Raw genomic sequence first — 23,081 nt, 5'->3', positions numbered from 1 at the left:
ATAAGAGCGTAATTCTCTATGTTAACTTAGGGAATTACGCTTTTATTCGTTCAATGATTTAGTCTGAAATTACTTGAAACGCCTTTCTACACCGCTCTCTTTTTTGCAACCTTCTTCTATATTTTTTTCTATCACGTTTTACTCCTTGTATATACATGATTAAGCTAACGAGGAGGAAGAAAGTGCATTGCATCGTTAAAATATACGGAGACATGCCATGCAACGGTTGTTTTGGGTCATATAAATGAAAAGGCGCTCCGCCTATTGTAGGGAATATCGTATTTAGCAGGACGTATGGAATGGAGGCAACTGCAAATGGGAAAAGAATCGCCATATAGTCCTTTTGTGACCACGCAGATGCTGCAAGTCCTAAAAGGGCCATTAAACCTGCAAATAAAAAATTAATTCCGATATATACAGCAATGTAAGTGAGGGGAGATTCGTAATATAAGTTTGCAAACATCCCATTATCATTTATAATGCCTGAACCAGCAGTCGGTTCTCCGTCTGGAATGGTTAATTTGCAAAATAATAACGATAAGATGAATGGAAATGTATAAAGAAATCCGCCACAAAAGAATGTAACGATATATTTCGTTACTGAATAAGGGAACAAAGAAATCCCTTTACTTACAAACGGTTTAAAACCATCTGATTTATCCGAATTGTAACTTGTACTAAAGGGGAAACTAGCAATAACGGGCATTAATAATAAATAAACATCCATTTCATTGTCGCGAAATCCAATCCATTTAACAGCTGTTGTTACAAAGGCATCCGTTCCATCCCCAATGTAACGAATTACATAATAATAATGGTAAATAAAAATAAGAGCTAGTCCACTAAACATAATAATTAAAGAAACACGATTACAAAAAGCTTGCTTTATATTTAAACGAAGCGCACGCATCATGACTGAAAAAGCCTCCACTATTTTGATAAACTTGTCTATTTTCTATATTACTATTAATTGTAAAGATTTTCTTGTTTTTTTATTTGATTATTTGAAAAAGAGGAATTTTGTTGTTGTGAAGTAAGGTTTAGCTGAAAGGGATTTTTCTAAAATATGGTTGACAATTAAGTATTACATTTGTAATCTTAATTATAGATTACAAATGTAATACTTAGGAGTGAAACATACGATGACAAATCAATTACCTAAAATATCTGAAGCGGAATTAGAAATTATGAAAGTACTTTGGTCGAGTTCTCCGCAAACAGCGAATGAAATTATAGAAGAACTGGAAGATGCAATGGACTGGAAACCGAAAACAATCCGCACATTAATTAATCGATTAGTACAAAAAGAAGCCGTTTCTTATCATCAAGATAAAGGGCGAATGTATGCTTATTATCCGTTAGTATCACAAGATAATTATTTGCAAGTGGAAACGAAATCTTTACTAAAGCGTTTTTGCGGTGCAGCGTTTAAACCGTTACTTGTTAATTTTTTAAAAGAGGAAAAATTGTCTTCAGAAGATATTAATGAGCTGAAACGCATTTTAGATGAGAAGACAGAGGAGAATAAGAGGAAGGATCGATAAAAATGATAAACACGCTTATAAATGTATACCTTCCTCATTTTTTTGATTGGCTTATAGAAACGTCACTTATGGCCAGCATATTAGTTGGATTTATTTTATGTATAAAAGTTCTATTTAGAAATAAATTACCCCCCCGATGGCAATATATGCTGTGGATTGTATTAATGATTAGACTCCTTTTACCATGGTCACCAGATAGCTCGTATAGCATTTATTCATTACTTTCTTATAGTTCTAGCGTATCAGAAGTTATTCCAAAAAATATGCCGTCTACTGAGAGTAGAGTGAACATAGAAAGCGATCGTACAGTGGAATTGGAATCAAATCCTAAAATGGTGACAAAAACTAGCGAACCGGAAGTAGAAGTCAGTTCGGAAAAACAGACTACATTTTCTTTATACAAACTTGCTTTATATGTGTGGCTAGCTGGGGTAATTGTATTAGCAGCCATCACGTTTATTACAAATAGACGTTTATATTCTTACATAAAGAAACAACCGGATATTATGGATGAACAGGTCGTTACAGTGTTTAATCGCTGTAAGCAGTCTATGAAAATGAAGAAGGCAGTTTCATTACGTCTAGCAGGAAAGATTGCGAGTCCAACTGTGTTTAGTTTCTTCCGCCCAAAAGTATTGCTATCAAAAAAACATTTGAAAGTATTAGATGAGCAACAATTACAATATGTTTTTTATCATGAGTTAGCTCATATTAAAAGAAATGATGTAGCTGTAAATTGGATTATGTATAGCTTAATCCTATTAAATTGGTTCAATCCAATTCTTTGGTACGCCTATTTTTGTATGCGAGAAGATCAAGAATTGGCATGTGATGCATATGCGCTTACTTTCATAGATAAAGAGGAGCAAATTGCATACGGACATACAATTATTACCCTTCTAGAACACTATTCCTATCAAGTACCAAGCCTAGCAAATTTAAGTAGAAATAAACGAACACTAAAAAGGAGAATCGTTATGATTAAAAAATTCCAAAAGAAATCGTATCGTCTTTCTTTACTCGGAGTGATTGCTATAGCAGCTATAGCGGGCGGATTTTTATTAAATGCAAGGATAACTGAGGGAGATGAAAGACAGAAAGAAAAAGTTGTAGAAAAAAAGCAATCTAAAGCGGCATTTGAAAAAGCGATAGAAACAGTATTAGGTACACCGGAGAATGCAAGTAGAGAATGGGGGATGTCAATAACGTCATATAAAAAGAATACAGATTTTTTGTATTTGGCAGAAAAGAATTTTACAAAAGAAGAATTTGAGCAGTATGTTCGATTATTTAAGGAAGCGCAAGAAATTCATAAAAAAGCAATGGTTAAGAAAAATGTGCCTGAGAATTATGATGGAGATACAAAGGAATATAAACCTGAACGCTTGAAGAAAGCTGATCAAGAAAGACTAGCTACTATTGAGAAGACATTAAAACCGCTTGGAGATAAGCTGGAGAAGTCTTTAACATATACTATAGAAGAAGCGAAAGAACATGTACCGTATCAAATTAAGCAGCCGACTTATATACCTGAAGGTTATGAATTAAAGAGAGAATGGGCTGACTCATATTTTGGAAGAGATGTAGAATTAGTTATTAAATCAGAATATACAAAAGGAAAATATGGTTTTACAATTTACCAGTCAAGGATGTATATGGATGGTAATGTTAATGGTGGTAAGGATCCGCTACACTATATGATGCCTGGAGTAGAGAATCTAGAAAGTTATAGTTTAGATGGGAAAGGAATGGTATATAATAAATCTTCTCATGGAGAGGGGAAGTTAAGAGGCCTTAAAATGTTTGTACCAGCACAAGGTAAGAATAGTGAGTATCAAATTGTCATAGTGAATGATATTTTTACAAGAGATACAAAGATATACGAAGAGATAATCGATGATGAGCTAACTAAGAAAGAAATGGAGAAAATATTACTTTCTATGTCAAAATAAAAGGCAGTGTTCTTAAACTTTTAGTTTTAAGAACACTGTCTATTTTATTAAATTTCTAGTGGGATCTAGCCAGCAATTATTATGAATATATTCTAGCTTTCCATACAAGTATACTTTTTGATACACTATGGACAGTATGATATAACTTGACTGAAATCTTTTATACTGGAAATAATAAAAAGAGAACTTGTATAGAATGTAAGCGTGTGGTAATATCAAAGATGTACTGATTGACTATATTATCCAATTGGTCATTTTTGGAGGTGACAATGTGGCGATAGATCGAAAACGTTCTATTATTGAAGCTGCAACAAAGTCTTTTTCAGCGTTCGGTTATAAAGCAACAACGATGGATCAAGTAGCGAAGTTAGCGAATGTAGGAAAAGGAACGATTTATACTTTTTTCAAAAATAAAGAAGAGCTATTTGGTGAAATTATTTCTAATTTAATTACAGAAATGAAGCAAGTTGCAGAAAGTGCAATTCGTTCAGATGTTTCATTTTTTGAAAATGTACATAGAGCATTATATAGCATCTTGGAATTTAGAAAAGAACATCAGCTCATGATTAAATTAATTCAAGAAGAGCGCGATATGGGAACGAAAGAAGTACAAGAAGTGATGCAACAAGTTGATGTGGAAATCGTTTCTGTTATTCAATCGTATTTAAAAATTGCGATTGAAAAAGGTGAAATTAGCAAATGTGATCCAGAAATTACAGCATTTATTATGCTTCGTCTATATGTATCGCTTATTTTTGATTGGGAAAAAAATCACGAACCGCTAGAAAAAGAAAAAATTGCAGAGTTATTTGAACTTTATTTACTAAAAGGATTGTCAAACTAAGATAATCCTTTTAATTTTATAAAAAAATGACCAAATGAACAATGCGGTCATATATTTAAGTTAAGGGGGGATATAGAAAAATTATAATCATAATAAGAAAAAGTTGCATAGTAATAAATTCAGGGATAAGGCATATGTATGAACAAGTATAGCCTTTTTGTTTGGGTAAAAATGACTATATGAACATTTTGGTCATTTTATAAAAGGGGGAGAAATTATGAAAGGGAATCAGTTACTTCGGAAAGAGTTCACGGAAATTATAAAAAGTAAAAAAATATTAATTCCAATTATTGCGGTCTTATTCGTACCAATTTTATATGCAGGGATGTTTTTGTGGGCTTTTTGGGATCCGTATAAACAGTTAGATGACTTACCAGTTGCAGTAGTCAATTTAGATAAAGGCGCAGTATTTGATGGGAAACCAATTGAGGTCGGAAAAGGGCTCGTTGATAATTTAAAAGATAATAAAAGTTTTAAATGGGAGTTCGTAAGTGAAAAAGAAGCGAAGAAAGGAATGGAAGGTAGAAAGTATTACATGTTAGTGCGCATTCCAGATGACTTCTCAAGTAACGCTACAACGTTACTAAAAGACGATCCGAAGCCATTAAACTTAGAATATATTCCAAACGAAAGTTTGAACTTCTTATCTTCACAAATTGGCGGAACAGCCATTGAAAAAATTAAAGGTGAAGTAGCAAGCACGTTAACGAAAACATATGCAGAGAAAATGTTTGATTCCATTCAAGACGTCTCAAAAGGATTAGCAGATGGGGCGGAAGGAGCAAATAAACTACACGACGGATCAAGTGAGCTGCATGATGGTTCAAGTAAAGTGACGGATGGCCTTCATACACTGCAAGGGAAATCTGGGGAGATGAAGGATGGCGTTGGGAAACTATTTGATGGATCTGGGAAAGTGACAGCAGGTTTAAATACGTTAAATAGTAAAACAGGTGAGATGCAAATAGGTATCGGAAAATTAGTAGATGGATCAGGAAAAGTAACAGATGGTTTACATGTATTAAATAGCAATGCAGGTATCGGAAAATTAGTAGATGGATCAGGAAAAGTAACAGATGGTTTACATGCACTAAATAGCAATACAGGTATCGGGAAATTAGTAGATGGATCAGGAAAAGTAACAGATGGTTTACATGCACTAAATGGCAATGCGGGTATCGGGAAATTAGTAGACGGCTCAGGAAAAGTAACGAACGGTTTAAATACGTTAAATAGTAAAACAAGTGAGATGCAAACAGGTATCGGAAAATTAGTAGATGGGTCAGGAAAAGTAACAGACGGTTTAAATACGTTAAATAACAAAACGGGTGAAATGCAAAAAGGTATTGGCGAATTGCGTAATGGATCTGAGAAAGTGACCGGTGGTTTGAACAAATTAGTAAGTAAATCCGGTGAATTAAAAACAGGAACAACTGATTTATCAAATGGTATGGAACAACTGGTTGGGGGACAAAACCAATTAGAGGTAGCTTCTCAAAAAATTGAAAAGGGTTTGCAAGATTTAAATAGTAAAGTGAAAAATTCTGCTGCAGGTTTAGAGGAAATACAGTCGAAAGGCCCTTCTATATTGAATACAGTAAATGAGAAAATAGATGGAGCTGGGGCGAATGTAAATCAGTTAAATGAACTTACGCAATCAACAGCAGGAGATGCAAAAAATGCAGCGCAAGATGTAGCGAATTTACAAAAGCAAATCGAGAGTTTACCGAAAGAATATCAAGAGCAGTTACAACCATTTATAACAAGTGCTGCAAAAAGTACAGCTACAGTTCAACAAAAATCTACCGGAGTAGCAGGTGGAACAAATAAATTAAATGAAGAAGTAAAACAATTAAAAGGCGAAATAAATCAAAAAACAAGTGATGCACAAAACAAACTACCGAATACAGCGAAATTGGACTCTTTAACAGAGGGTATTGAGAAATTAGCCAGTGCACAAAAAGGATTTGTTGAAAATTTCCAAGGGTTTGGTAAGAATTTAAATGTAGCAAAAGAAGGCGCAAATAAATTTAAAAATGAATCCGGTCAATTAATTGATGCGATAAATCAATTAGCAGATGGCTCTGGTCAAGTAACAGGTGGTTTAGGTGCATTATCTGTAGGAGCAAATCAAATGGCAGGTGGTGTAAATCAATTAGCAGATGGCTCAAGTCAAGTAACAGACGGTTTAGGAACATTGTCTGCAGGAGCAAACCAAATGGCAGGTGGAGTAAATCAATTAGCAGATGGCTCAAGCCAAGTAACAGGCGGTTTAGGAACATTATCTGTAGGAGTAACGAAATTAGCGGATGGCTCAAGCCAAGTAACAGGCGGTTTAGGAACATTATCTGTAGGGGTGTCCAAATTAGCAGATGGCTCCGGTCAAGTAACAGGCGGTTTAGGAACATTATCAGCAGGGGTATCCAAATTAGCAGATGGTTCAAGCCAAGTAACAGGTGGTTTAGGAACATTATCTGTAGGAGCAAATCAAATGGCAGGTGGAGTAAATCAATTAGCAGACGGCTCCGGTCAAGTAACAACAGGCTTAGGTACATTATCAACTGGCTCAACCCAGCTAATCGACGGTGTAAATAAACTAGCAGACGGATCAGGAAAAGTAACGGATGGTCTCGTAAAAGTAAACGATGGTTCAGGTGAACTTGCTGAGAAACTTGGCGAAGGAGCAGAAAAAACTGGTGAAGTAAAAGGGACGGATAAAACGTATGATATGTTTGCAAGTCCTGTAAAAGTGAAGACGGAAAAAATAGCGGAAGTTCCAAACTATGGAACTGGATTTACACCATATTTTTTATCACTTGGTTTATTCGTTGGGGCATTACTACTATCTATCGTATACCCATTACGCGATACAGTCGGTGTTCCAAAATCAGGGTTTAGCTGGTTTATTAGTAAGTTCGGTGTTTTACTATCCGTCGGTATTATTCAAGCGATAGTAGCAGATGTTATATTACTGTTCGGATTAGGTGTAGAAGTACAAAGTATTCCGTACTTCATACTCTTTAGCATCGTTACAAGTTTAGCGTTTATTGCATTAATTCAATGTTTAGTAACAGCATTCGGTGATGCGGGCCGTTTTATCGCCATCATCACATTAATTATGCAGCTTACAACAAGTGCTGGAACATTCCCGTTAGAGTTGATTCCGAAGTTTTTACAACCATTCAATGCTTGGTTACCGATGACATACTCTGTATCAGGATTGAAAGCAGTCGTATCGAGTGGAGACTTTGACTTCATGTGGCAAAACATAGGAATGCTCATGATCTTTATCGTTGTATTATCACTTGGAACAATCGCTTCCTTAACTTTGATGCACAAACGACAATTTAAAAATGTTGCTGAAAACCAATCGGTTGAAGCGTAGATAAAAGCACCTTTTTGGTGCTTTTTTTATTAGTTTTGTTTTATCCCGCTTTAATGATGGGCAGTAAGACCCCACCTCAAAATTCAGCGAAAGCAAAGAAGTTAGGTGGGGATCAACTGCCCATTAAAGCCCCATTGGTGAGGGCTAATAATCAGTGGGGGATGAAGAAACCCCCACTGATTAAAGTTTCACTTCATTGGTTGAGAAAGTTCATTTGTTTTTCTGTTTTTACGGAACAAGTATATAACGATACTTATAAGAATAATTGTAGCTACAATCCAAATAAATGGACCATATTTTTCAGCAAAAGTATATAGTTTCATATTACTAGCAATTTCCTCTTTTGTTTTTCCTATTAGAATTTCAGAACCACTATACCCTTCAAGGGTATCCCCCTTTTTTATGCCAAAAATAAGAGTGTCTGATTTGTTTTCTATTCCCGTATATCGGTATCCTTTACTTTTAATTGTTAATTGAGTATCATCCTTTTTTAGTGAGTAATCTTCGATGGAAATATCTTTTCCTGACAGTGTAATTGGTTCCATCGAAAAACGAATTTCTTTTAATGCAGGAAGAACCTCATTATTTAGTAAGAGCTGCTTTGCAATATGTTGCTCTGTATCAATGTTTATCCAATTTGCTTTTCGTCGTTTATACGTATTAATTTCAAGGAGTGCGAATTCTTTATTTTGAAGTTTTTCCTCTGTAATAGGTTGCGCAGTAGTTAATGCTCCTTTTAATAAAATCACACCGTCTTTTGCAGATTGAAATGAAGAGACTTCTTTCGTTTCTTTTAATGTATTGATAGCACTTCTATAATCTTCTTTTCCTAAAAGAACAGCTCCTGTATGTACGGTTAAAATAAGATATAGAATGCTTAATACTATAATAGCTTTTTTCACTATGTACCCTCCAAAGTATGTATAAGTTAATTGTAACATAATTTACCATTTTTAATTTGTTAATTTGAATAATGGGTTGCAAATGTAAAAGTGGTAAGTCAGTTTGAAGAAAGTGTGGGTGAGAGGAGTAAAAATGAAAAGGAATTCCATAATAGGAAACCAGAAGATACAAAGAAAATAGATAGTAGAATATATACGTCTGTCGTAGTAGCTTCATTATCGAATAAGGGAGGAAGCAGTGTTGAAGCACCTATGGTGAAAAATAGCAAAAAAGATAATGGATAAGAAAAATTTATCAATTTTAGAGTGAAATATCATTTATAATCATCCTTCTCCTTAATTTCACCATATCGCATGTGCAGTTTAAACGAAAGAAAAGGATTTACAACAATTTACAGAGAAAACTAGAATAGAGGAGTTGATATGATGAAAGGAAATCTTACTTATTATTTTATCTTAAATCCGCTAATCATCTTTCTTGTTTACGCCCTTTCACCTATCTTGTTTCATAAAGAAAAATATATAAATATGAAAGATGCACTAGGAATACTTTTAGTTTACTATGTGCTAATTAGCGGGTATTACTTTATGGATGTTATAAGTAAAAGAATGAAGAAGAATAGTGAGGACAAATAATAAAGTTTTATGGCGTGAAAATCGATGGAGGACAACAAAATGACTGAAAGTGAAATGAAATTCCGCGATACGCCCATTCGTAACTTTTTCGATAAAGAGGATCGTTTAAAATCGATTCCAGGTCAAAAGAAGAAAAAACTAGTATTGTTAGAGCATTTAGTTAGCAAGTTAAATGCTGAAAATCAATATACAGAAAAAGAAATTAATACATTCATAAAACAATATCATGATGATTTTTGTACAATTAGACGTGAATTTATTGTACAGGGGTTTATGGATAGAGAGGATAATATGTACCGTATAAACGGGAGAGAAGTTTGGACGAAGTGGGAGGAGTTAAAATAATGAATCAGCGAGGGGATCCCCGCTGATTATAAGCCTGTGCTAGTCTTGCTGTTTCTTTGTAGTAAGTCTATGAACGCTTCAACATTCGAACTTGTAATGTATCCAAGTGTTATATATTCATCTTCATAGTAAAATATTATTTTTTTGTCAAAGATTCTTCTCTTCGTTTCTACGGATAATATTTTTTCATAATCAAATTCGGCAATGAATGTGTTTTTATATTGGCTAAAAAAGAGAAGTCTTCTATTAGTAGCAAGTAACATGCCACGATATGGGACTTTATGCGTAATCATATAGCCAGTAAGTGAACATTTTAAAGTAGATAAAATCTTTTCTTCTTTATGTAATAGTTGTTTTGCAGCTGTTAATATTGGATTCATTGCATACATTCCTTTTATTTTGATATATGAATATTGTATCAAGAGTAAAAAGATTCTCAATATGTAATATTGCATATTGGGCGTTTTATAGTTTTAATATTATTTTTAAAAAGAAAAAGTACGAGGTGATTCAATGATACGGTTAGTAAAAGAGACTGATGCAGAAGCAATTATGAATATTAGAAAAGAAATTATATTATCGGAAACTACTACAAAATTTTTCATAGTATCCCCAAAGAAGTTACCGAATGATAGTAATGCAGAAAGAGAAAAGATACGGAAAAGTAATGAGAAAGGTAATCTTTATATCGTGTATGAAGTAGATAGGAAGGTAGTTGGATTTTTAAATTTCAACCGATATGAACTAGAACGGTTACAACACGCAGGCACAATGGGAATGGGGATTAAAGAGGCGTATTGTAATCAAGGCATCGGCACGAAATTAATTGAATTTCTTATTAGTTGGGCGAAAGGGCAGAAAGGTTTAGAGAAAATTTGCTTAGGTGTAGTTTCTGTTAATGATCGGGCAATTAAAGTGTACAAACGTATGGGTTTTGTAGAAGAAGGGAGACAACGAAAGCAAATAAAGTATGAAGATGGATCATATGGAGATGACGTATTGATGGGGTTTTATATTGAATAAAGGATATATGGTATTAAGAAAAGGAATGTACATAACGTAAATTTCTAAAAGTAGTATATTGCCCCTGCATTAACAGACTTTTTCCTATGTATAATATTAATATAGTAAAATTATAACAACCGATATTGCAGTTTCCAATAATATACTATATAATCAATTTAAGAAAACGTTTTCATGCAAAGGGGGAGAATTTCGTGTCGACTATAGAGGACGTGGCGAAATTAGCGGGGTTATCAAGGACAACGGTTTCTAGGGTGATTAATAATCATCCATATGTTTCAGATGAGAAGAAAAAAAGGGTTCAATTAGCAATGAAGCATTTAGGCTTCGTTCCTAATTCTGCGGCGAGAAGGCTTCGTAAACAAAAAACGGAAACAATTGCGGTGCTAGTTCCAAGGATTACAAATCCTTTCTTCAGTAGATTTATTGAAGCAATCGAGATTGCTGCTTCTGAACATAAATATAAACTGATTATTTGTCAAACAAGATATTTACCGGAAAAAGAGATGGAGTATTTACAATTATTATCTACGAAACAAGTAGATGGGATTATTCTATGTTCACTAGAAAATCCGTGGGAAGATGTAGAGCCATACTTACAGCACGGTCCAATCGTGTTGTGTAATGAATATATTGAGGAAGCAAATATTCCAACAGTGAAGTTTGATCATGCGCAAGGAGCATACATAGCTGCGAAGCATGTGTTAGATCAAGGATATCGTAATCTTATTTTTTGCCGTGGTAACGAAACCAAATTAGTTAGCCAGCAGCGAAAAATGGGCTTTTTACGTGCAATAACTGAGAAGAGCCGCCAAGTAGAAGCGATTGACTTTCTTGAAAACGCTTTCTCTTGGGAAGATGGAAAACGAATATTCCATGAAGTATTAAAGGACAAAAAAAATCCTACCGCGATTTTGGCAGGAGGCGATGAGGTAGCAGCTGGAATTATCTCAGAGGCGAAGCACCATAACTGGAGCATTCCAGAGGATCTCGCTGTTATCGGTTTTGATAATCAAATATTATCGCAGATTACAGAACCAGGTATTACGACAATTGAACAGCCAATTGATGAAATGGCCCGAAAAGTTGTCGATCTGATGATGGATAAAATCCATACGAAAAATTATCGAAAAAAAGAATTGTATGAGTTTGAACTGGAGCTCTTGGTGAAAGGTTCAACGATGAAGGATAAGATGTTATTAGCCTAGTAGACTATGTCTGCTAGTTTTTTTTATGTTCACAAACTACTATTCTTCGTGAACGCAGTCATCACATTTGTTATGGTATGCTTCGTGTTGCTCATCAATTTCTTTCCCACAGTGTGCGCAAGTTTTCGTCGGTAAATTTCTGAAAAACTCCATTGGTTGATCGATCATGTCAATCCCTCCATTTCCATTTCTTACTATCATTGTATTAGTACAAAAAATAAAAGTCAACAACTGTTTTATAACAAAATTGAAAATTAATGAAAAAGTTTAGGAAATGGATTATAGTTAACAATGTAGGATGTAAGTAAAAAACTTTCTCAAGTACGGAGAAAAACTGCATTCCTACTCGGTTTTAGAAAGGATGGATACATATGAAAATGACTGTTGTCGGCTTTTGGGGCGGCTTTCCAGAAGCGGGAGAAGCAACGTCGGGGTATTTGTTTGAACACGATGGTTTTCGTTTACTTGTAGACTGTGGTAGTGGTGTACTAGCACAGCTTCAAAAATATATAACACCATCTCATATAGATGCAGTTGTACTGTCACACTATCATCACGATCATGTTGCGGACATTGGGGTATTGCAATATGCGAGATTAATTACGAGTGCGACAACAAGGCAACTACCGGAATTACCAATATACGGTCATACGTTTGACGAGAATGGATTCCATTCTTTAACACATGAACCACATACGAAAGGAATCGCGTACAATCCAGAAGAAACACTTCAAGTTGGACCGTTCTCGATTTCGTTCTTAAAAACTGTTCATCCTGTTACATGCTTTGCGATGCGTATTACAGCTGGAGATGATGCTGTAGTATACAGCGCTGATTCAAGTTATATTCCTGAATTCATTCCATTCACAAAAGATGCTGATCTTTTCATTTGTGAGTGTAATATGTATGCACATCAAGAGGCTGCAAAAGCAGGGCATATGAATAGTACAGAAGTAGCAAGTATTGCAAAAGATGCGAATGTAAAAGAACTTTTATTAACGCACTTACCGCATACAGGCAACCCATCTGATTTAGTAACAGAAGCAAAACAAATTTTCAGTGGCCATATTACGCTAGCGCATAGTGGCTACGTATGGAACTCATGAGGTGATACGATGTTATTTATTGATAATAAAGGAATTACAGATCCTAGAATAAACTTAGCGATCGAAGAATATTGTGTGAAGAATTTAGATATTAACGAAACATATTTACTGTTCTACATTAATGAGCCTTCGATTATCATTGGTAAAAATCAAAACACAGTAGAAGAAATTAATGCAGATTACGTAAAAGAAAAAGGTATTCATGTCGTTCGTCGTCTATCAGGCGGAGGCGCAGTATATCATGACTTAGGAAACTTAAACTTCAGTTTTATTACGAAAGATGATGGAGACAGTTTCAGCAACTTCAAAAAATTTACTGAGCCTGTAACGAAAGCGCTTGGTAAATTAGGCGTAAATGCAGAACTAAGTGGTCGTAACGACATTTTAGCTGAAGGTAGAAAAATTTCAGGTAACGCGCAGTTCTCAACGAAAGGTCGTATGTTCAGTCACGGTACGTTACTATTTGACTCTGAAATCGATCACGTCGTATCAGCATTAAAAGTAAAAATGGATAAGATTCAATCAAAAGGAATTAAATCAATCCGTAGCCGCGTTGCGAACATTACAGAGTTTCTAAACGAAGAAATGACGACAGAAGAGTTCAGACAACTTCTTCTAGAAACAATTTTCGAAGGAGAAACAGAAATCCCAACGTACGAATTAACAGAAAATGATTGGAAAGAGATCCACAAACTTTCTGAAGAACGTTACCAAAATTGGGATTGGAACTACGGAAAATCACCGAAGTTCAACTTACAACATTCACACCGCTTCCCAGTTGGACAAGTTGATGTTCGTCTTGAAGTGAAAAAAGGAACAGTAACAGAATGTAAAATTTACGGCGACTTCTTTGGTTCACTAGATGTTCATGATATTGAAGAGCGTCTAACAGGCATTCAGTTCGATAAAGATGCATTCACTGCAGCTTTAGAAGGCGTAGATATCGCACGCTACTTCGGTAACATTACAACAGAAGATTTCTTACATTTATTCTTCTAAAAATGAGGGAGGCTGCCATAAAGGCAGCCTCTTTCTTTTTGTAGTTTTGTCGATATAATTCCATTTACCACAAAATGTATACTTACAGGACATCTGCCTCTTATAAAGGAATATATATATGAAAAGGAGGCGGATCGATATGAAAAGGGTCATACACATTGTAATATTGCTCGGATTCGTCATTGGGATTGCAGCGTGTAACAGTGAAACTTCCTCAAGTCGTACCCTTTTATCTATCGGAAAGCCAGCGCGGGATAATGTTATATATTTTACGCATATAGATAACAAACGAAAGATACATAATATACAAGACATGTTTCAAAATAAGAAGTGGAAAAGAAATGAAACATTCAGCACTGTTAATAAAACGCCAGATGTCGTCTTATCAATAGATGAAAACAATAAAGGGTTACCGACGTTATATGTTACCGTGTATTTTCATGAAAATGGAGCGGACGTTTTGAATTTGTATGGAGAGTATACGAACTTAAATAAAGAGGAACTTGAAAAGCTTAAAGAAAAGATGAGTGCATATTATCCTAAAATGATTTTTGGTCTAGTGTTATAAATTACTTGCAAATAAAATCCCCTTATTTTTCCAAAGTAAACTAAGAGAAGGTGATCTGTCTATATGCAGTTAATAGAATATCACTTGCTACTTTAATTTTCTTTTAATATAATTAATTTAGAATTTTTAAATATTCTAAATTTTATAAAGGTGGGGTTTTTGTGAATCTCGTTCAATCTTTGGCTGAAACGGCAAAAAAGAAGGGGGATAAACCGGCTTATATATTTATGGATCAGTCGGTCTCATATGACCAATTAAACAAAATGGTCACAAGGTTTTCTAGCAATTTAGCAGAAATGGGCATTGGAAAAGGGGACAATGTCGCATTAGTTGTTGGGAACTCACCACATTTTTTGGTCGGTTTATACGGAACAATGAAAGCCGGAGCAACTGTTATTCCAGTTAATCCAATTTATACAGCAGACGAAATGCATTACATTTTACAAAATGGAGATGTAAAAACAATCATCGTACTCGACGTCCTTCTACCTGTTATACAATCTCTTACAACAAGACTTCCTTCATTAGAAAACATCATCATATGCGAAACCTCATCAGATTTTAACCATACAGAAACCGAAAAAATGAAAACGTTTACTAGTTTTGTGGGGGCTGGAGACTTACAATACGAAGGCCCTGAACTAGATGAAGAAGATGTAGCGGTTATCCTATACACTTCAGGTACAACTGGAAAACCAAAAGGCGCTATGTTAACACATAAAAATTTATATAGTAATGCGAATGATGTTGCGTCTTATTTACAATTTACTGCTGACGATCGCGTCGTTGCGGCACTGCCAATGTTCCATGTGTTCTGTTTAACAGTTGCGGTAAATGCACCGATTGTGAACGGGGCAACAATTTTAATGTTACCGAAATTTAGTCCGAAAGAAGTATTCCGTATTTGTCGCACGTACGAACCAACGATTTTTGCTGGCGTACCGACGATGTACAATTATTTATATTTATTTGAAGAAGCAAGCGCAGAAGATGTGAAGACGCTTCGTCTTTGTATTTCCGGTGGTGCATCGATGCCTGTTGCTCTTCTGCAAAACTTTGAAAAACGTTTTAACGTTATTGTTTCAGAAGGATACGGTTTATCAGAGGCATCACCAGTTACTTGTTTCAACCCGCTAGATCGTCCTCGTAAACCAGGATCAATTGGCACAAATATTTGGCATGTAGAAAATAAAATTGTAAATGAACTTGGGGAAGAAGTACCTGTCGGCGCAGTCGGCGAATTAATCGTTCGCGGACCTAACGTTATGAAAGGATACTATAATGCACCAGAAGATACAGCTGCGACATTGAAAGACGGCTGGCTATATACAGGTGACTTAGCGAAAATGGATGAAGAAGGTTACTTCTATATCGTTGATCGTAAAAAAGATATCGTCTTAGTTGGCGGTTATAACGTATACCCTCGTGAAGTAGAAGAAGTATTATATACGCACGAATCAGTAGCGGAAGTTGTTGTAATCGGTGTTCCTGATGAAAACTTAGGAGAAGCAGTGCGAGCTTACGTCGTTCTGAAACAAACGAACGTAACAGAAGAAGAACTAATGCATTACTGTACGTTACATTTAGCGAAATATAAAGTGCCGAAAAGCATTGAGTTTTTAATAGAATTACCGAAGAATACGACTGGTAAGTTGTTAAGAAGAGCATTGAGAGAGAAAGCGATGCAAGTGTAAAAATGAGGCAACCATCTTTGAAGGTGGTTGCCTCATTTTTTTGTGCATTGATTAAGCTGTGGTGCCATATATTTAAAGCTTCATATGACCAACAAGGAGGAGATATACATAGAACAGAAGGGATTAACGCTTACGGCGAGTGCAATATCTTATTTGTGAAATTATGGATGAACTCTGAAAATGATAAGAACGGTAATTTTAATCAAAATGGAGTAATGAACCGTGAATCAATGGCTACGGTGTTAGTAAATGCATATAAATTAGAATGGAATGAAAATAGTAAGTTACCAAAAGAATTTGCTGATTTGAAAAATCATTGGGCTCGAAGTATGCCAATATTTTAGTTTAGTAAGAAAATTCAAATTCCAAGTTGACACATATGAATTACAGAATTAAAATGAAAAGAAATCGAATACAATACATTAGAAGCTAATCAGATAAACTGAAGGCGCACAATGTTCACATTTGTGAATATATTGTGTGCCTTTTTCTATTGTATAAACTAAGGGGGCTTAACGATGAAAAAGTGGGGTAAGACAGCGTTTATGAAAAGTACAGGTGTTTTATTATCAGCAGTTGTACTTTTATCAGGGTGTGGTTCGGCAACATCCACTAGTAATTCTGAAGGAAGTGGAGATAAAAAAACAGTTGAGCTTTTAAATGTTTCTTATGATCCAACGAGGGAGTTATATCAAGATTTCAATAAAGATTTTGCGAAGTATTGGAAAGAGAAGCATGGGCAAACAGTAAATGTAAAACAATCACACGGGGGATCTGGAAGTCAAGCGCGCTCTGTTATTGATGGCTTAGAAGCAGACGTTGTTACACTAGCACTTGCTTATGATATTGATGCGATTAGTAAGAAAAAACAACTAGCAGAAGATTGGCAGAAGCGACTTGCGAATAATTCCACTCCATACACGTCAACAATTGTATTTCTTGTTCGAAAAGGAAACCCGAAAGGAATTAAAGACTGGGATGATTTAACGAAAAAAGGTGTGTCTGTCATTACACCAAATCCAAAAACATCAGGCGGAGCACGTTGGAACTATTTAGCGGCGTGGGGATACGCATTGAAAAAATATAATAATAGTGAAGATAAGGCGAAAGAGTTTGTTAGTCAAATTTATAAAAACGTAGAAGTATTAGATTCAGGAGCGCGCGGAGCAACGACAACATTTGTTGAAAAAGGAATTGGTGACGTATTAATCGCATGGGAAAATGAAGCGTTATTATCTCAAAAAGAGCTTGGAAAAGATAAATTTGAAATTGTAACCCCCTCTATTAGTGTACTTGCAGAACCACCAGTAGCGGTTGTAGATAAAGTCGTTGATAAAAAAGGAACGAAAAAAGTAGCAGAAGGGTATCTTGAATATTTGTACTCAGAAAAAGGACAGGAAATTGCGGCGAAAAACTTTTATCGTCCGCGTAATGAAAAAGTAGCAGAAAAATATGCATCCCAATTTCCGAAAGTTCAATTATTTACAGTAGATGAACTATTTGGTGGCTGGAAAAAAGCACAAGAAAAACACTTTAATGACGGCGGCGTATTCGATAAAATTTATCAAAAATAATGCACTGCTAAAGGGGGATGAGGTGAAAGAGGATGAGGAAGAAGCGTGTTTTACCAGGGTTTGGATTATCGCTTGGATTTACAATGTTGTACATGAGTTTATTCGTACTTATACCACTTTCTATCGTATTTATTCAAACTTCACAGTTAGGTTGGAAGAAGTTCGCTGGGGTTATAACGAACGAGCGTGTGTTGCATTCCTATCAAGTTAGTTTTACAACTTCATTTGCAGCTGCTATTGTAAATGCCATTTTCGGTTTATTAATAGCTTGGGTGCTCGTACGCTACAAATTTCCAGGGAAACGACTATTAGACGGACTCATTGATTTACCGTTTGCACTTCCGACAGCTGTAGCTGGTATTACACTTACAACGCTTTATGCGGAAAATGGATGGATTGGGAAAATATTTAGTCTGTTTCACATAAAAGTAGCTTTTACACCACTCGGAATTATCGTTGCGCTTACTTTTATCGGTTTACCATTTGTCGTTCGAATGGTGCAACCAGTGCTGCAAAATATTGATAAAGAAGTAGAAGAGGCAGCTTCGAGTTTAGGTGCATCCCGCTTGCAAATATTTGTGAAAATCATTTTACCAGAGATCTTTCCCGCTCTTCTTGCAGGTTTTTCACTCGCATTTGCAAGAGCATTAGGAGAATACGGATCTGTCGTTTTCATCGCAGGTAATATGCCGATGAAAACAGAAATTGCACCACTGATGATTATGACGAAACTAGAACAATATGATTATGCGGGGGCAACAGCTGTAGCGACCGTGATGCTTATTATTTCTCTCCTTTTCCTTCTTCTTATTAATATGATTCAAAGCTGGAGTAGAAGGCATGAACTAAAAAGTGAATAGGAGGAGAGAAAATGGAACCAACAGTATTAGAAAAGAAAATAGTAAAAAGCGTATCAGCTAAAAAAGAATCTAAGCTTGTACCAGGCATATTAATTACGATTACAGTTTTATTTTTATCTCTCTTTCTATTACTGCCACTCATAACTATTTTTCTAAAAGCCTTTGAAAGAGGGATGGATGTATACATTGCCGCTATTACAGATCAAGAAGCATTTTCAGCAATTAGATTAACGCTTCTCGTTGCGTTAATCGTTGTGCCGCTTAATACGATATTTGGGGTAGCGGCCGCATGGCTTATTACAAAGTTTCAGTTTAAAGGAAAACAAGTATTACTCTCTCTTATTGAACTGCCGTTTGCTGTGTCACCAGTTATCGCAGGATTAGTATTCGTTTTACTTTTCACACCGAGGGGTGCTCTTGGCGAATGGTTACTTGAACATGGAGTGAAACTCATTTTCTCTGTACCAGGCATTATTATCGCAACAATCTTTGTAACCTTCCCGTTCGTTGCACGTGAATTAATTCCGATTATGCAGGCGCAAGGGAAAAGTGAAGAAGAGGCAGCTTTATCACTTGGCGCAAGTGGCTGGAAAATGTTTTGGCGCGTTACGCTTCCAAATATAAAATGGGGGATTTTATACGGCATGATTCTATGTAATGCCCGTGCTATCGGTGAGTTTGGAGCTGTTTCTGTCGTATCAGGTCACGTGCGTGGCATTACTAACACGATGCCGCTCCATATTGAAATTTTGTACAATGAATATCAATTTTCAGCAGCATTTGCAGTAGCGACGTTAATGTCATTAATTGCAGTGTTTACACTCGTTATAAAAAACTGGATTGAATGGCGAATGGAAAAACGACAATAAGGGGGATTACGGTGAGTATTCAAATTCAAGGTGTATCAAAGCAATATGGTACATTTCAAGCACTAACAGACATTCATTTGGATATTCCAAAAGGTGAACTTGTGGCCTTATTAGGCCCATCAGGTTCTGGGAAAACGACGTTATTACGCATTATTGCAGGATTAGAAGAAGCGGATGGGGGTTCTATTTCATTTGATGGGGAAGATTTAACAGACATTCACGTAAAAAACAGGCAAGTCGGTTTCGTCTTTCAGCACTATGCGCTCTTTAAGCATATGAATGTATTTGAGAATGTCGCTTTCGGTTTAAAAGTAAGAAAGAAAAGCTTAAGACCGTCAGCAGAAGCGATAGAAGAAAAGGTAACAGAATTATTAAAGCTCGTAAAAATGGATGGCTTTGCTAAACGTTATCCAGCGCAATTATCTGGTGGACAACGTCAACGTATTGCACTAGCCCGGGCACTTGCAGTCGAACCGAAAATTTTATTACTTGATGAACCGTTCGGTGCACTCGATGCAAAGGTGAGAAAAGAATTACGAAGATGGCTCCGAAAATTACATGACGAATTTCAAATTACGAGCGTATTCGTAACGCATGATCAAGAAGAAGCGTTAGACGTTGCAGACCGCATCGTTGTAATGAATGAAGGCTGCATTGAACAAATGGGAACACCGGAAGAAGTATATGAAAACCCAGCAAGTCCGTTTGTATATGACTTTTTAGGAAATGTAAATTTATTTCACGGCCGCGTTCATAAAGGAAAGCTAAATGTAGGATCGGTCGAACTAGAAGCACCAGAGCATAAGCACGTTTCCAACGTAGACGGAATAGCCTACGTAAGACCGCATGACTTATCAATCTCTCGTACGAAACAAAGCGTAGATGCAATCCCGGCAAAAGTATCTTATTCTCACGCAGTCGGACCTGTCGTATATGTAGAATTAAAACGAGACGAAACAGATGAATATTTAGAAGCAGAAATTACGAAAGAACAGTTCAAACAGCTGAACATTCAAGCGGGTGATTTCGTATACGTACAGCCGAAAGAAGTGAAAGTGTTTATTCCGGAGGATTTTGTAATTTAAATAAAAACCGAACCGTCATCTAAGTGGCGGTTCGGTTTTCTTTATTTTTTCTCTACCAATTTTTTATTCTTCCAATCTAGTGTAAACGATTTGTTAAATGTTTTTTGATCAACGTCTTTTACGTTGTTTCCAACCCAGTTTGCAGTTCCGAATGTGAAGCCTGGACGAAGTTGGTAGTCGTCGGTGTGTTTTGTATAAGCGACTTGTAAGTTAGATTGATCTGTATTTTTTTCAGAGATAACAACAGCAATCATACCAGGAGAGAAACCGCTATTTGTTAGTGCTGGAAGTTGATCCATCGGTATTAAATTACCTTTTGCATCAGATTCATATAAGTATGTGCGAGAGTACATGAACAGTTGGTTTCCATATAAAGAATGATAGGAGTCACGTGTGTAAATACCCCAGTTTTGATTGTTATATCCGTTAAAGAATACGTTCCACTTTACGTTTTTGTTTGTTTGGTCAATTAAATTTGTTTTATAACTAGTTTGTTTATAGCTTACAGAGTCAGACCAAGTGACTTGACCAGTTGCACCAGCTTCACCGCTAGGGCCATTAGGCGTTACAGAAGCTTTAACAGAGCCACCAAGTTGATAAGATACGCTAGATGTTACAGTCGTTTCTTCTACAGCATTTGTAGGTGCTACGTTAAAGAAACGAGCGCTGTTATCTTGAAGGTTAAATGCAACATCATATTGTGAAGGATAACGTAATGTTGCACTAGCGCCAGGGATTGGGTAGTTATCAATAGGTGCATCACTTATAGTAGGATTTGCTTTTAGAAAACTACCAGTTGTATTAATAACGGCAATCTGTTTATCAGCGCTTGGGTCATCGATAAAAGTTACCTTTAAAGACATTGTCATATTATCAGCTTGATCATTATTAAATGTATTATAGCTCGTATGTGTTTTTGCATTTTGCCCGATATCTGTTACAACTTGTGACGTCGTTTGAGCGTAAGCAGCAGGTGTTGAAAGAGTTACAGCGCTACTAGCAAAAACAGCGGATAATGCTAAACATTTTAAATATGTTTTAGAACGTTTCATACAATCACTTCCTTTTATTTTTGTCGATATATGTCGTATTACATTTATATCGTAACATGAAAATAAAACGGAATTGATGGTTATGCATAATTGCATAGATGAGTTTTGAAGGATAAAGATAATAGAATTTTATCCAACACGTAAGACTCAAAAATGTCCATTACAGCCGTTCTTAAAAATTTTAAGACAATATGTTTATCAATGTTCTTATTCTGAAGATTGAAGCGCTTAATATTTACGTTATAAGTGCATAACAAGTTATAATAGAAGAAATCAATAAGGAGGCTGGCTGTGAAGAATCTTCGTTATCTCAATATATTTACCATATTAATTATATACACACTACTTATGTTTTACATCGGCTGGAACGGATGGGTTTGGCTTCATGCGGTATTTGGCTGGGAATCTTGGGGATATTATGCTTTCATAGTCGCATTTATTTCATATGCGTACATTCTCGTGCAAGTGTTTAAGTTTCTGCCATTTCTGCGAACGATAGGTTCGATTTGGTTTGCGGTTATACAATATGCACTTATGTTGTTGCCATTAGCTGATATTATGGTCTTTCTTTTACAGTTTTCAGTGGAGAAAGAAGCAGCAATTATTTGGACAGGGGCGGCTGTGATAGCTGCATTTATCTTTATCTTTGCGTACGGAGTATTTAATGCGTATAGTCCGGTAGTAAGAAAGTACGAAGTGCACATACCGAAAAAAGTAGAGGGGCGTAAAAGTTTACGCATTGCGATGGCTTCTGATATGCATTTCGGTAAACTGTCTGGCGTTTCACATTTAAAAAGACTTGTTCGTCATGTAAATGAGATGGAACCTGATATTATTTTGCTGCCAGGTGATATTATCGATGATCATCCAGGTGTGTTCATTCAAAAGAATATGGGACCAATCATGAAACAAATGAAAGCACCATTAGGTGTATATGGCGTATTAGGAAACCATGAATACTACGGCAGAGCGGTTCCAGAGTTTTTACAAGAGATGGATAAGATTGATATTCGTATTCTTTTAGATGAAGTAATCACCATTGAAGATGATTTCTATCTCGTTGGAAGAAGAGATAAAACAGAGCGAGATCGCCAAAGCTTTGAACAATTAATGAGTACGGTAGATAAATCGATGCCTGTTATCGCAATGGATCACCAGCCATTTGAGTTGAAACAAGCAGCAGCGGCAGGTGTAGACTTATTGTTATCCGGTCATACGCACCGCGGACAAATGGCGCCCAATCATATTGTAACGAGAAGAATGTACGAGCTAGACTGGGGATACGCACAAAAAGGCGCGTTCCACGCAATTGTTTCTTCTGGATTTGGATTTTGGGGACCACCGCTTAGACTTGGTAGTAGGTCGGAGATTGTGCAGGTAGAAGTTACGTTTGAATAAGGTTAAATAAAAGGGATTATACATATTAATCATGTAT

25 protein-coding genes are annotated in these 23,081 nt (G+C 35.9%); 19 read left to right on the top strand and 6 right to left on the bottom strand.

Annotation, left to right across the window (positions count from 1 at the left end; translation table 11 throughout):
• Positions 1–58: 58 nt before the first annotated feature.
• Complete coding sequence (locus BUA87_RS12055; protein WP_000984164.1) at positions 59–913, bottom strand: hypothetical protein; 855 nt, start codon at positions 911–913, stop codon at positions 59–61.
• A 229-nt stretch (positions 914–1,142) separates the two neighbouring features.
• Between BUA87_RS12055 and BUA87_RS12050 the strand changes: the two genes are divergently transcribed.
• The 4 genes from BUA87_RS12050 to BUA87_RS12035 all read left to right on the top strand — a co-directional run bounded on the left by BUA87_RS12050 (position 1,143) and on the right by BUA87_RS12035 (position 7,725).
• Positions 1,143–1,544, top strand: a complete 402-nt coding sequence (locus BUA87_RS12050; RefSeq protein ID WP_000184509.1) for a BlaI/MecI/CopY family transcriptional regulator — start codon at positions 1,143–1,145, stop codon at positions 1,542–1,544.
• Between the two features lie 2 nt (positions 1,545–1,546).
• Positions 1,547–3,496 (top strand): M56 family metallopeptidase, encoded by a 1,950-nt coding sequence (locus tag BUA87_RS12045; protein WP_000611128.1) that lies wholly within the window; start codon positions 1,547–1,549, stop codon positions 3,494–3,496.
• Between the two features lie 271 nt (positions 3,497–3,767).
• On the top strand, positions 3,768–4,340 hold the full coding sequence (locus tag BUA87_RS12040) for a TetR/AcrR family transcriptional regulator (protein WP_000963381.1): 573 nt from the start codon (positions 3,768–3,770) through the stop codon (positions 4,338–4,340).
• Positions 4,341–4,557: 217 nt separating this feature from the next.
• Entirely contained in the window at positions 4,558–7,725 is a 3,168-nt protein-coding gene (locus BUA87_RS12035) for a YhgE/Pip family protein (protein ID WP_072939760.1), read from the top strand.
• Positions 7,726–7,913: 188 nt separating this feature from the next.
• On the opposite strand, the gene BUA87_RS12030 is transcribed toward BUA87_RS12035, so the two are convergent.
• Positions 7,914–8,666 carry a hypothetical protein gene (locus BUA87_RS12030; RefSeq protein ID WP_003283506.1) on the bottom strand — a complete coding sequence of 251 codons (753 nt, stop codon included), beginning with the start codon at positions 8,664–8,666 and terminating at the stop codon, positions 7,914–7,916.
• 51 nt (positions 8,667–8,717) lie between these two features.
• On the opposite strand from BUA87_RS12030, the gene BUA87_RS31315 reads away from it, so the two are divergent.
• The 3 genes from BUA87_RS31315 to BUA87_RS12015 all read left to right on the top strand — a co-directional run bounded on the left by BUA87_RS31315 (position 8,718) and on the right by BUA87_RS12015 (position 9,608).
• Positions 8,718–8,912 (top strand): hypothetical protein, encoded by a 195-nt coding sequence (locus BUA87_RS31315; RefSeq protein ID WP_000254585.1) that lies wholly within the window; start codon positions 8,718–8,720, stop codon positions 8,910–8,912.
• Between the two features lie 138 nt (positions 8,913–9,050).
• Positions 9,051–9,263 (top strand): hypothetical protein, encoded by a 213-nt coding sequence (locus tag BUA87_RS12020; protein WP_002093902.1) that lies wholly within the window; start codon positions 9,051–9,053, stop codon positions 9,261–9,263.
• A gap of 39 nt (positions 9,264–9,302) precedes the next feature.
• Complete coding sequence (locus tag BUA87_RS12015; RefSeq protein ID WP_071714121.1) at positions 9,303–9,608, top strand: DUF2087 domain-containing protein; 306 nt, start codon at positions 9,303–9,305, stop codon at positions 9,606–9,608.
• Positions 9,609–9,634: 26 nt separating this feature from the next.
• On the opposite strand, the gene BUA87_RS12010 is transcribed toward BUA87_RS12015, so the two are convergent.
• On the bottom strand, positions 9,635–9,988 hold the full coding sequence (locus BUA87_RS12010; RefSeq protein ID WP_001068222.1) for a PH domain-containing protein: 354 nt from the start codon (positions 9,986–9,988) through the stop codon (positions 9,635–9,637).
• 133 nt (positions 9,989–10,121) lie between these two features.
• Between BUA87_RS12010 and BUA87_RS12005 the strand changes: the two genes are divergently transcribed.
• Both BUA87_RS12005 and BUA87_RS12000 read left to right on the top strand, forming a co-directional pair.
• Complete coding sequence (locus BUA87_RS12005; protein WP_000620473.1) at positions 10,122–10,631, top strand: GNAT family N-acetyltransferase; 510 nt, start codon at positions 10,122–10,124, stop codon at positions 10,629–10,631.
• 194 nt (positions 10,632–10,825) lie between these two features.
• Positions 10,826–11,839, top strand: a complete 1,014-nt coding sequence (locus BUA87_RS12000; protein WP_000103711.1) for a LacI family DNA-binding transcriptional regulator — start codon at positions 10,826–10,828, stop codon at positions 11,837–11,839.
• 39 nt (positions 11,840–11,878) lie between these two features.
• Here the strand turns inward: BUA87_RS12000 and yhfH are convergent, their stop codons facing one another.
• Positions 11,879–12,007, bottom strand: coding sequence for a protein YhfH (yhfH, locus tag BUA87_RS11995; protein ID WP_000567010.1), 129 nt, complete (start codon positions 12,005–12,007; stop codon positions 11,879–11,881).
• Positions 12,008–12,210: 203 nt separating this feature from the next.
• Between yhfH and BUA87_RS11990 the strand changes: the two genes are divergently transcribed.
• The 9 genes from BUA87_RS11990 (at position 12,211) to BUA87_RS11950 (ending at position 20,594) form a co-directional block, all read left to right on the top strand.
• Entirely contained in the window at positions 12,211–12,945 is a 735-nt protein-coding gene (locus BUA87_RS11990) for an MBL fold metallo-hydrolase (RefSeq protein ID WP_000784690.1), read from the top strand.
• A 9-nt stretch (positions 12,946–12,954) separates the two neighbouring features.
• The gene (locus BUA87_RS11985) at positions 12,955–13,944 is read left to right on the top strand and encodes a lipoate--protein ligase (protein WP_029442085.1); all 990 of its coding nucleotides are present in this window, start codon (positions 12,955–12,957) and stop codon (positions 13,942–13,944) included.
• A gap of 139 nt (positions 13,945–14,083) precedes the next feature.
• The gene (locus BUA87_RS11980) at positions 14,084–14,512 is read left to right on the top strand and encodes a hypothetical protein (protein WP_072939757.1); all 429 of its coding nucleotides are present in this window, start codon (positions 14,084–14,086) and stop codon (positions 14,510–14,512) included.
• Between the two features lie 161 nt (positions 14,513–14,673).
• A complete protein-coding gene (locus tag BUA87_RS11975) occupies positions 14,674–16,206 on the top strand; it encodes a fatty acid--CoA ligase family protein (protein ID WP_053565058.1) in 1,533 nt (510 codons plus the stop codon).
• A gap of 167 nt (positions 16,207–16,373) precedes the next feature.
• Positions 16,374–16,550 (top strand): hypothetical protein, encoded by a 177-nt coding sequence (locus BUA87_RS32150; RefSeq protein WP_001986183.1) that lies wholly within the window; start codon positions 16,374–16,376, stop codon positions 16,548–16,550.
• 174 nt (positions 16,551–16,724) lie between these two features.
• A complete protein-coding gene (locus tag BUA87_RS11965; protein ID WP_000758702.1) occupies positions 16,725–17,780 on the top strand; it encodes a sulfate ABC transporter substrate-binding protein in 1,056 nt (351 codons plus the stop codon).
• A 32-nt stretch (positions 17,781–17,812) separates the two neighbouring features.
• On the top strand, positions 17,813–18,640 hold the full coding sequence (gene cysT / locus BUA87_RS11960) for a sulfate ABC transporter permease subunit CysT (protein WP_001227879.1): 828 nt from the start codon (positions 17,813–17,815) through the stop codon (positions 18,638–18,640).
• 11 nt (positions 18,641–18,651) lie between these two features.
• Positions 18,652–19,509, top strand: coding sequence for a sulfate ABC transporter permease subunit CysW (cysW, locus tag BUA87_RS11955; RefSeq protein ID WP_072939754.1), 858 nt, complete (start codon positions 18,652–18,654; stop codon positions 19,507–19,509).
• 11 nt (positions 19,510–19,520) lie between these two features.
• Complete coding sequence (locus BUA87_RS11950) at positions 19,521–20,594, top strand: sulfate/molybdate ABC transporter ATP-binding protein (RefSeq protein WP_016513149.1); 1,074 nt, start codon at positions 19,521–19,523, stop codon at positions 20,592–20,594.
• Positions 20,595–20,635: 41 nt separating this feature from the next.
• Here BUA87_RS11950 and cytK2 read toward each other — a convergent pair whose 3' ends face one another.
• The gene (gene cytK2, locus BUA87_RS11945; RefSeq protein WP_016513148.1) at positions 20,636–21,646 is read right to left on the bottom strand and encodes a beta-channel forming cytolysin CytK2; all 1,011 of its coding nucleotides are present in this window, start codon (positions 21,644–21,646) and stop codon (positions 20,636–20,638) included.
• 80 nt (positions 21,647–21,726) lie between these two features.
• Positions 21,727–21,903, bottom strand: coding sequence for a TetR family transcriptional regulator (locus BUA87_RS32145; RefSeq protein WP_071714124.1), 177 nt, complete (start codon positions 21,901–21,903; stop codon positions 21,727–21,729).
• A gap of 34 nt (positions 21,904–21,937) precedes the next feature.
• Between BUA87_RS32145 and BUA87_RS11935 the strand changes: the two genes are divergently transcribed.
• A complete protein-coding gene (locus BUA87_RS11935; protein ID WP_000793728.1) occupies positions 21,938–23,044 on the top strand; it encodes a metallophosphoesterase in 1,107 nt (368 codons plus the stop codon).
• Positions 23,045–23,081 lie beyond the last annotated feature (37 nt).

The sequence above is a fragment of the Bacillus sp. bc15 genome (assembly GCF_900142585.1).
Taxonomy (GTDB): domain Bacteria; phylum Bacillota; class Bacilli; order Bacillales; family Bacillaceae_G; genus Bacillus_A; species Bacillus_A cereus.
This window is presented reverse-complemented; position numbering and strand designations above follow the sequence as displayed.

Bases quoted from the DNA above. Each gene is read 5' to 3' on its own strand.
- BUA87_RS12030 (WP_003283506.1), bottom strand. From the start codon at position 8,666: ATGTTACAATTAACTTATACATACTTTGGAGGGTACATAGTGAAAAAA.
- cysT (WP_001227879.1), top strand. From the start codon at position 17,813: ATGAGGAAGAAGCGTGTTTTACCAGGGTTTGGATTATCGCTTGGATTT.
- yhfH (WP_000567010.1), bottom strand. From the start codon at position 12,007: ATGATCGATCAACCAATGGAGTTTTTCAGAAATTTACCGACGAAAACT.
- cytK2 (WP_016513148.1), bottom strand. From the start codon at position 21,646: ATGAAACGTTCTAAAACATATTTAAAATGTTTAGCATTATCCGCTGTT.
- BUA87_RS11980 (WP_072939757.1), top strand. From the start codon at position 14,084: ATGAAAAGGGTCATACACATTGTAATATTGCTCGGATTCGTCATTGGG.
- BUA87_RS32150 (WP_001986183.1), top strand. From the start codon at position 16,374: ATGAACTCTGAAAATGATAAGAACGGTAATTTTAATCAAAATGGAGTA.
- BUA87_RS12005 (WP_000620473.1), top strand. From the start codon at position 10,122: ATGATACGGTTAGTAAAAGAGACTGATGCAGAAGCAATTATGAATATT.
- BUA87_RS12050 (WP_000184509.1), top strand. From the start codon at position 1,143: ATGACAAATCAATTACCTAAAATATCTGAAGCGGAATTAGAAATTATG.
- BUA87_RS12015 (WP_071714121.1), top strand. From the start codon at position 9,303: ATGACTGAAAGTGAAATGAAATTCCGCGATACGCCCATTCGTAACTTT.
- BUA87_RS12010 (WP_001068222.1), bottom strand. From the start codon at position 9,988: ATGAATCCAATATTAACAGCTGCAAAACAACTATTACATAAAGAAGAA.
- cysW (WP_072939754.1), top strand. From the start codon at position 18,652: ATGGAACCAACAGTATTAGAAAAGAAAATAGTAAAAAGCGTATCAGCT.
- BUA87_RS11990 (WP_000784690.1), top strand. From the start codon at position 12,211: ATGAAAATGACTGTTGTCGGCTTTTGGGGCGGCTTTCCAGAAGCGGGA.
- BUA87_RS11985 (WP_029442085.1), top strand. From the start codon at position 12,955: ATGTTATTTATTGATAATAAAGGAATTACAGATCCTAGAATAAACTTA.
- BUA87_RS12035 (WP_072939760.1), top strand. From the start codon at position 4,558: ATGAAAGGGAATCAGTTACTTCGGAAAGAGTTCACGGAAATTATAAAA.
- BUA87_RS12055 (WP_000984164.1), bottom strand. From the start codon at position 913: ATGATGCGTGCGCTTCGTTTAAATATAAAGCAAGCTTTTTGTAATCGT.
- BUA87_RS12020 (WP_002093902.1), top strand. From the start codon at position 9,051: ATGATGAAAGGAAATCTTACTTATTATTTTATCTTAAATCCGCTAATC.
- BUA87_RS11965 (WP_000758702.1), top strand. From the start codon at position 16,725: ATGAAAAAGTGGGGTAAGACAGCGTTTATGAAAAGTACAGGTGTTTTA.
- BUA87_RS12045 (WP_000611128.1), top strand. From the start codon at position 1,547: ATGATAAACACGCTTATAAATGTATACCTTCCTCATTTTTTTGATTGG.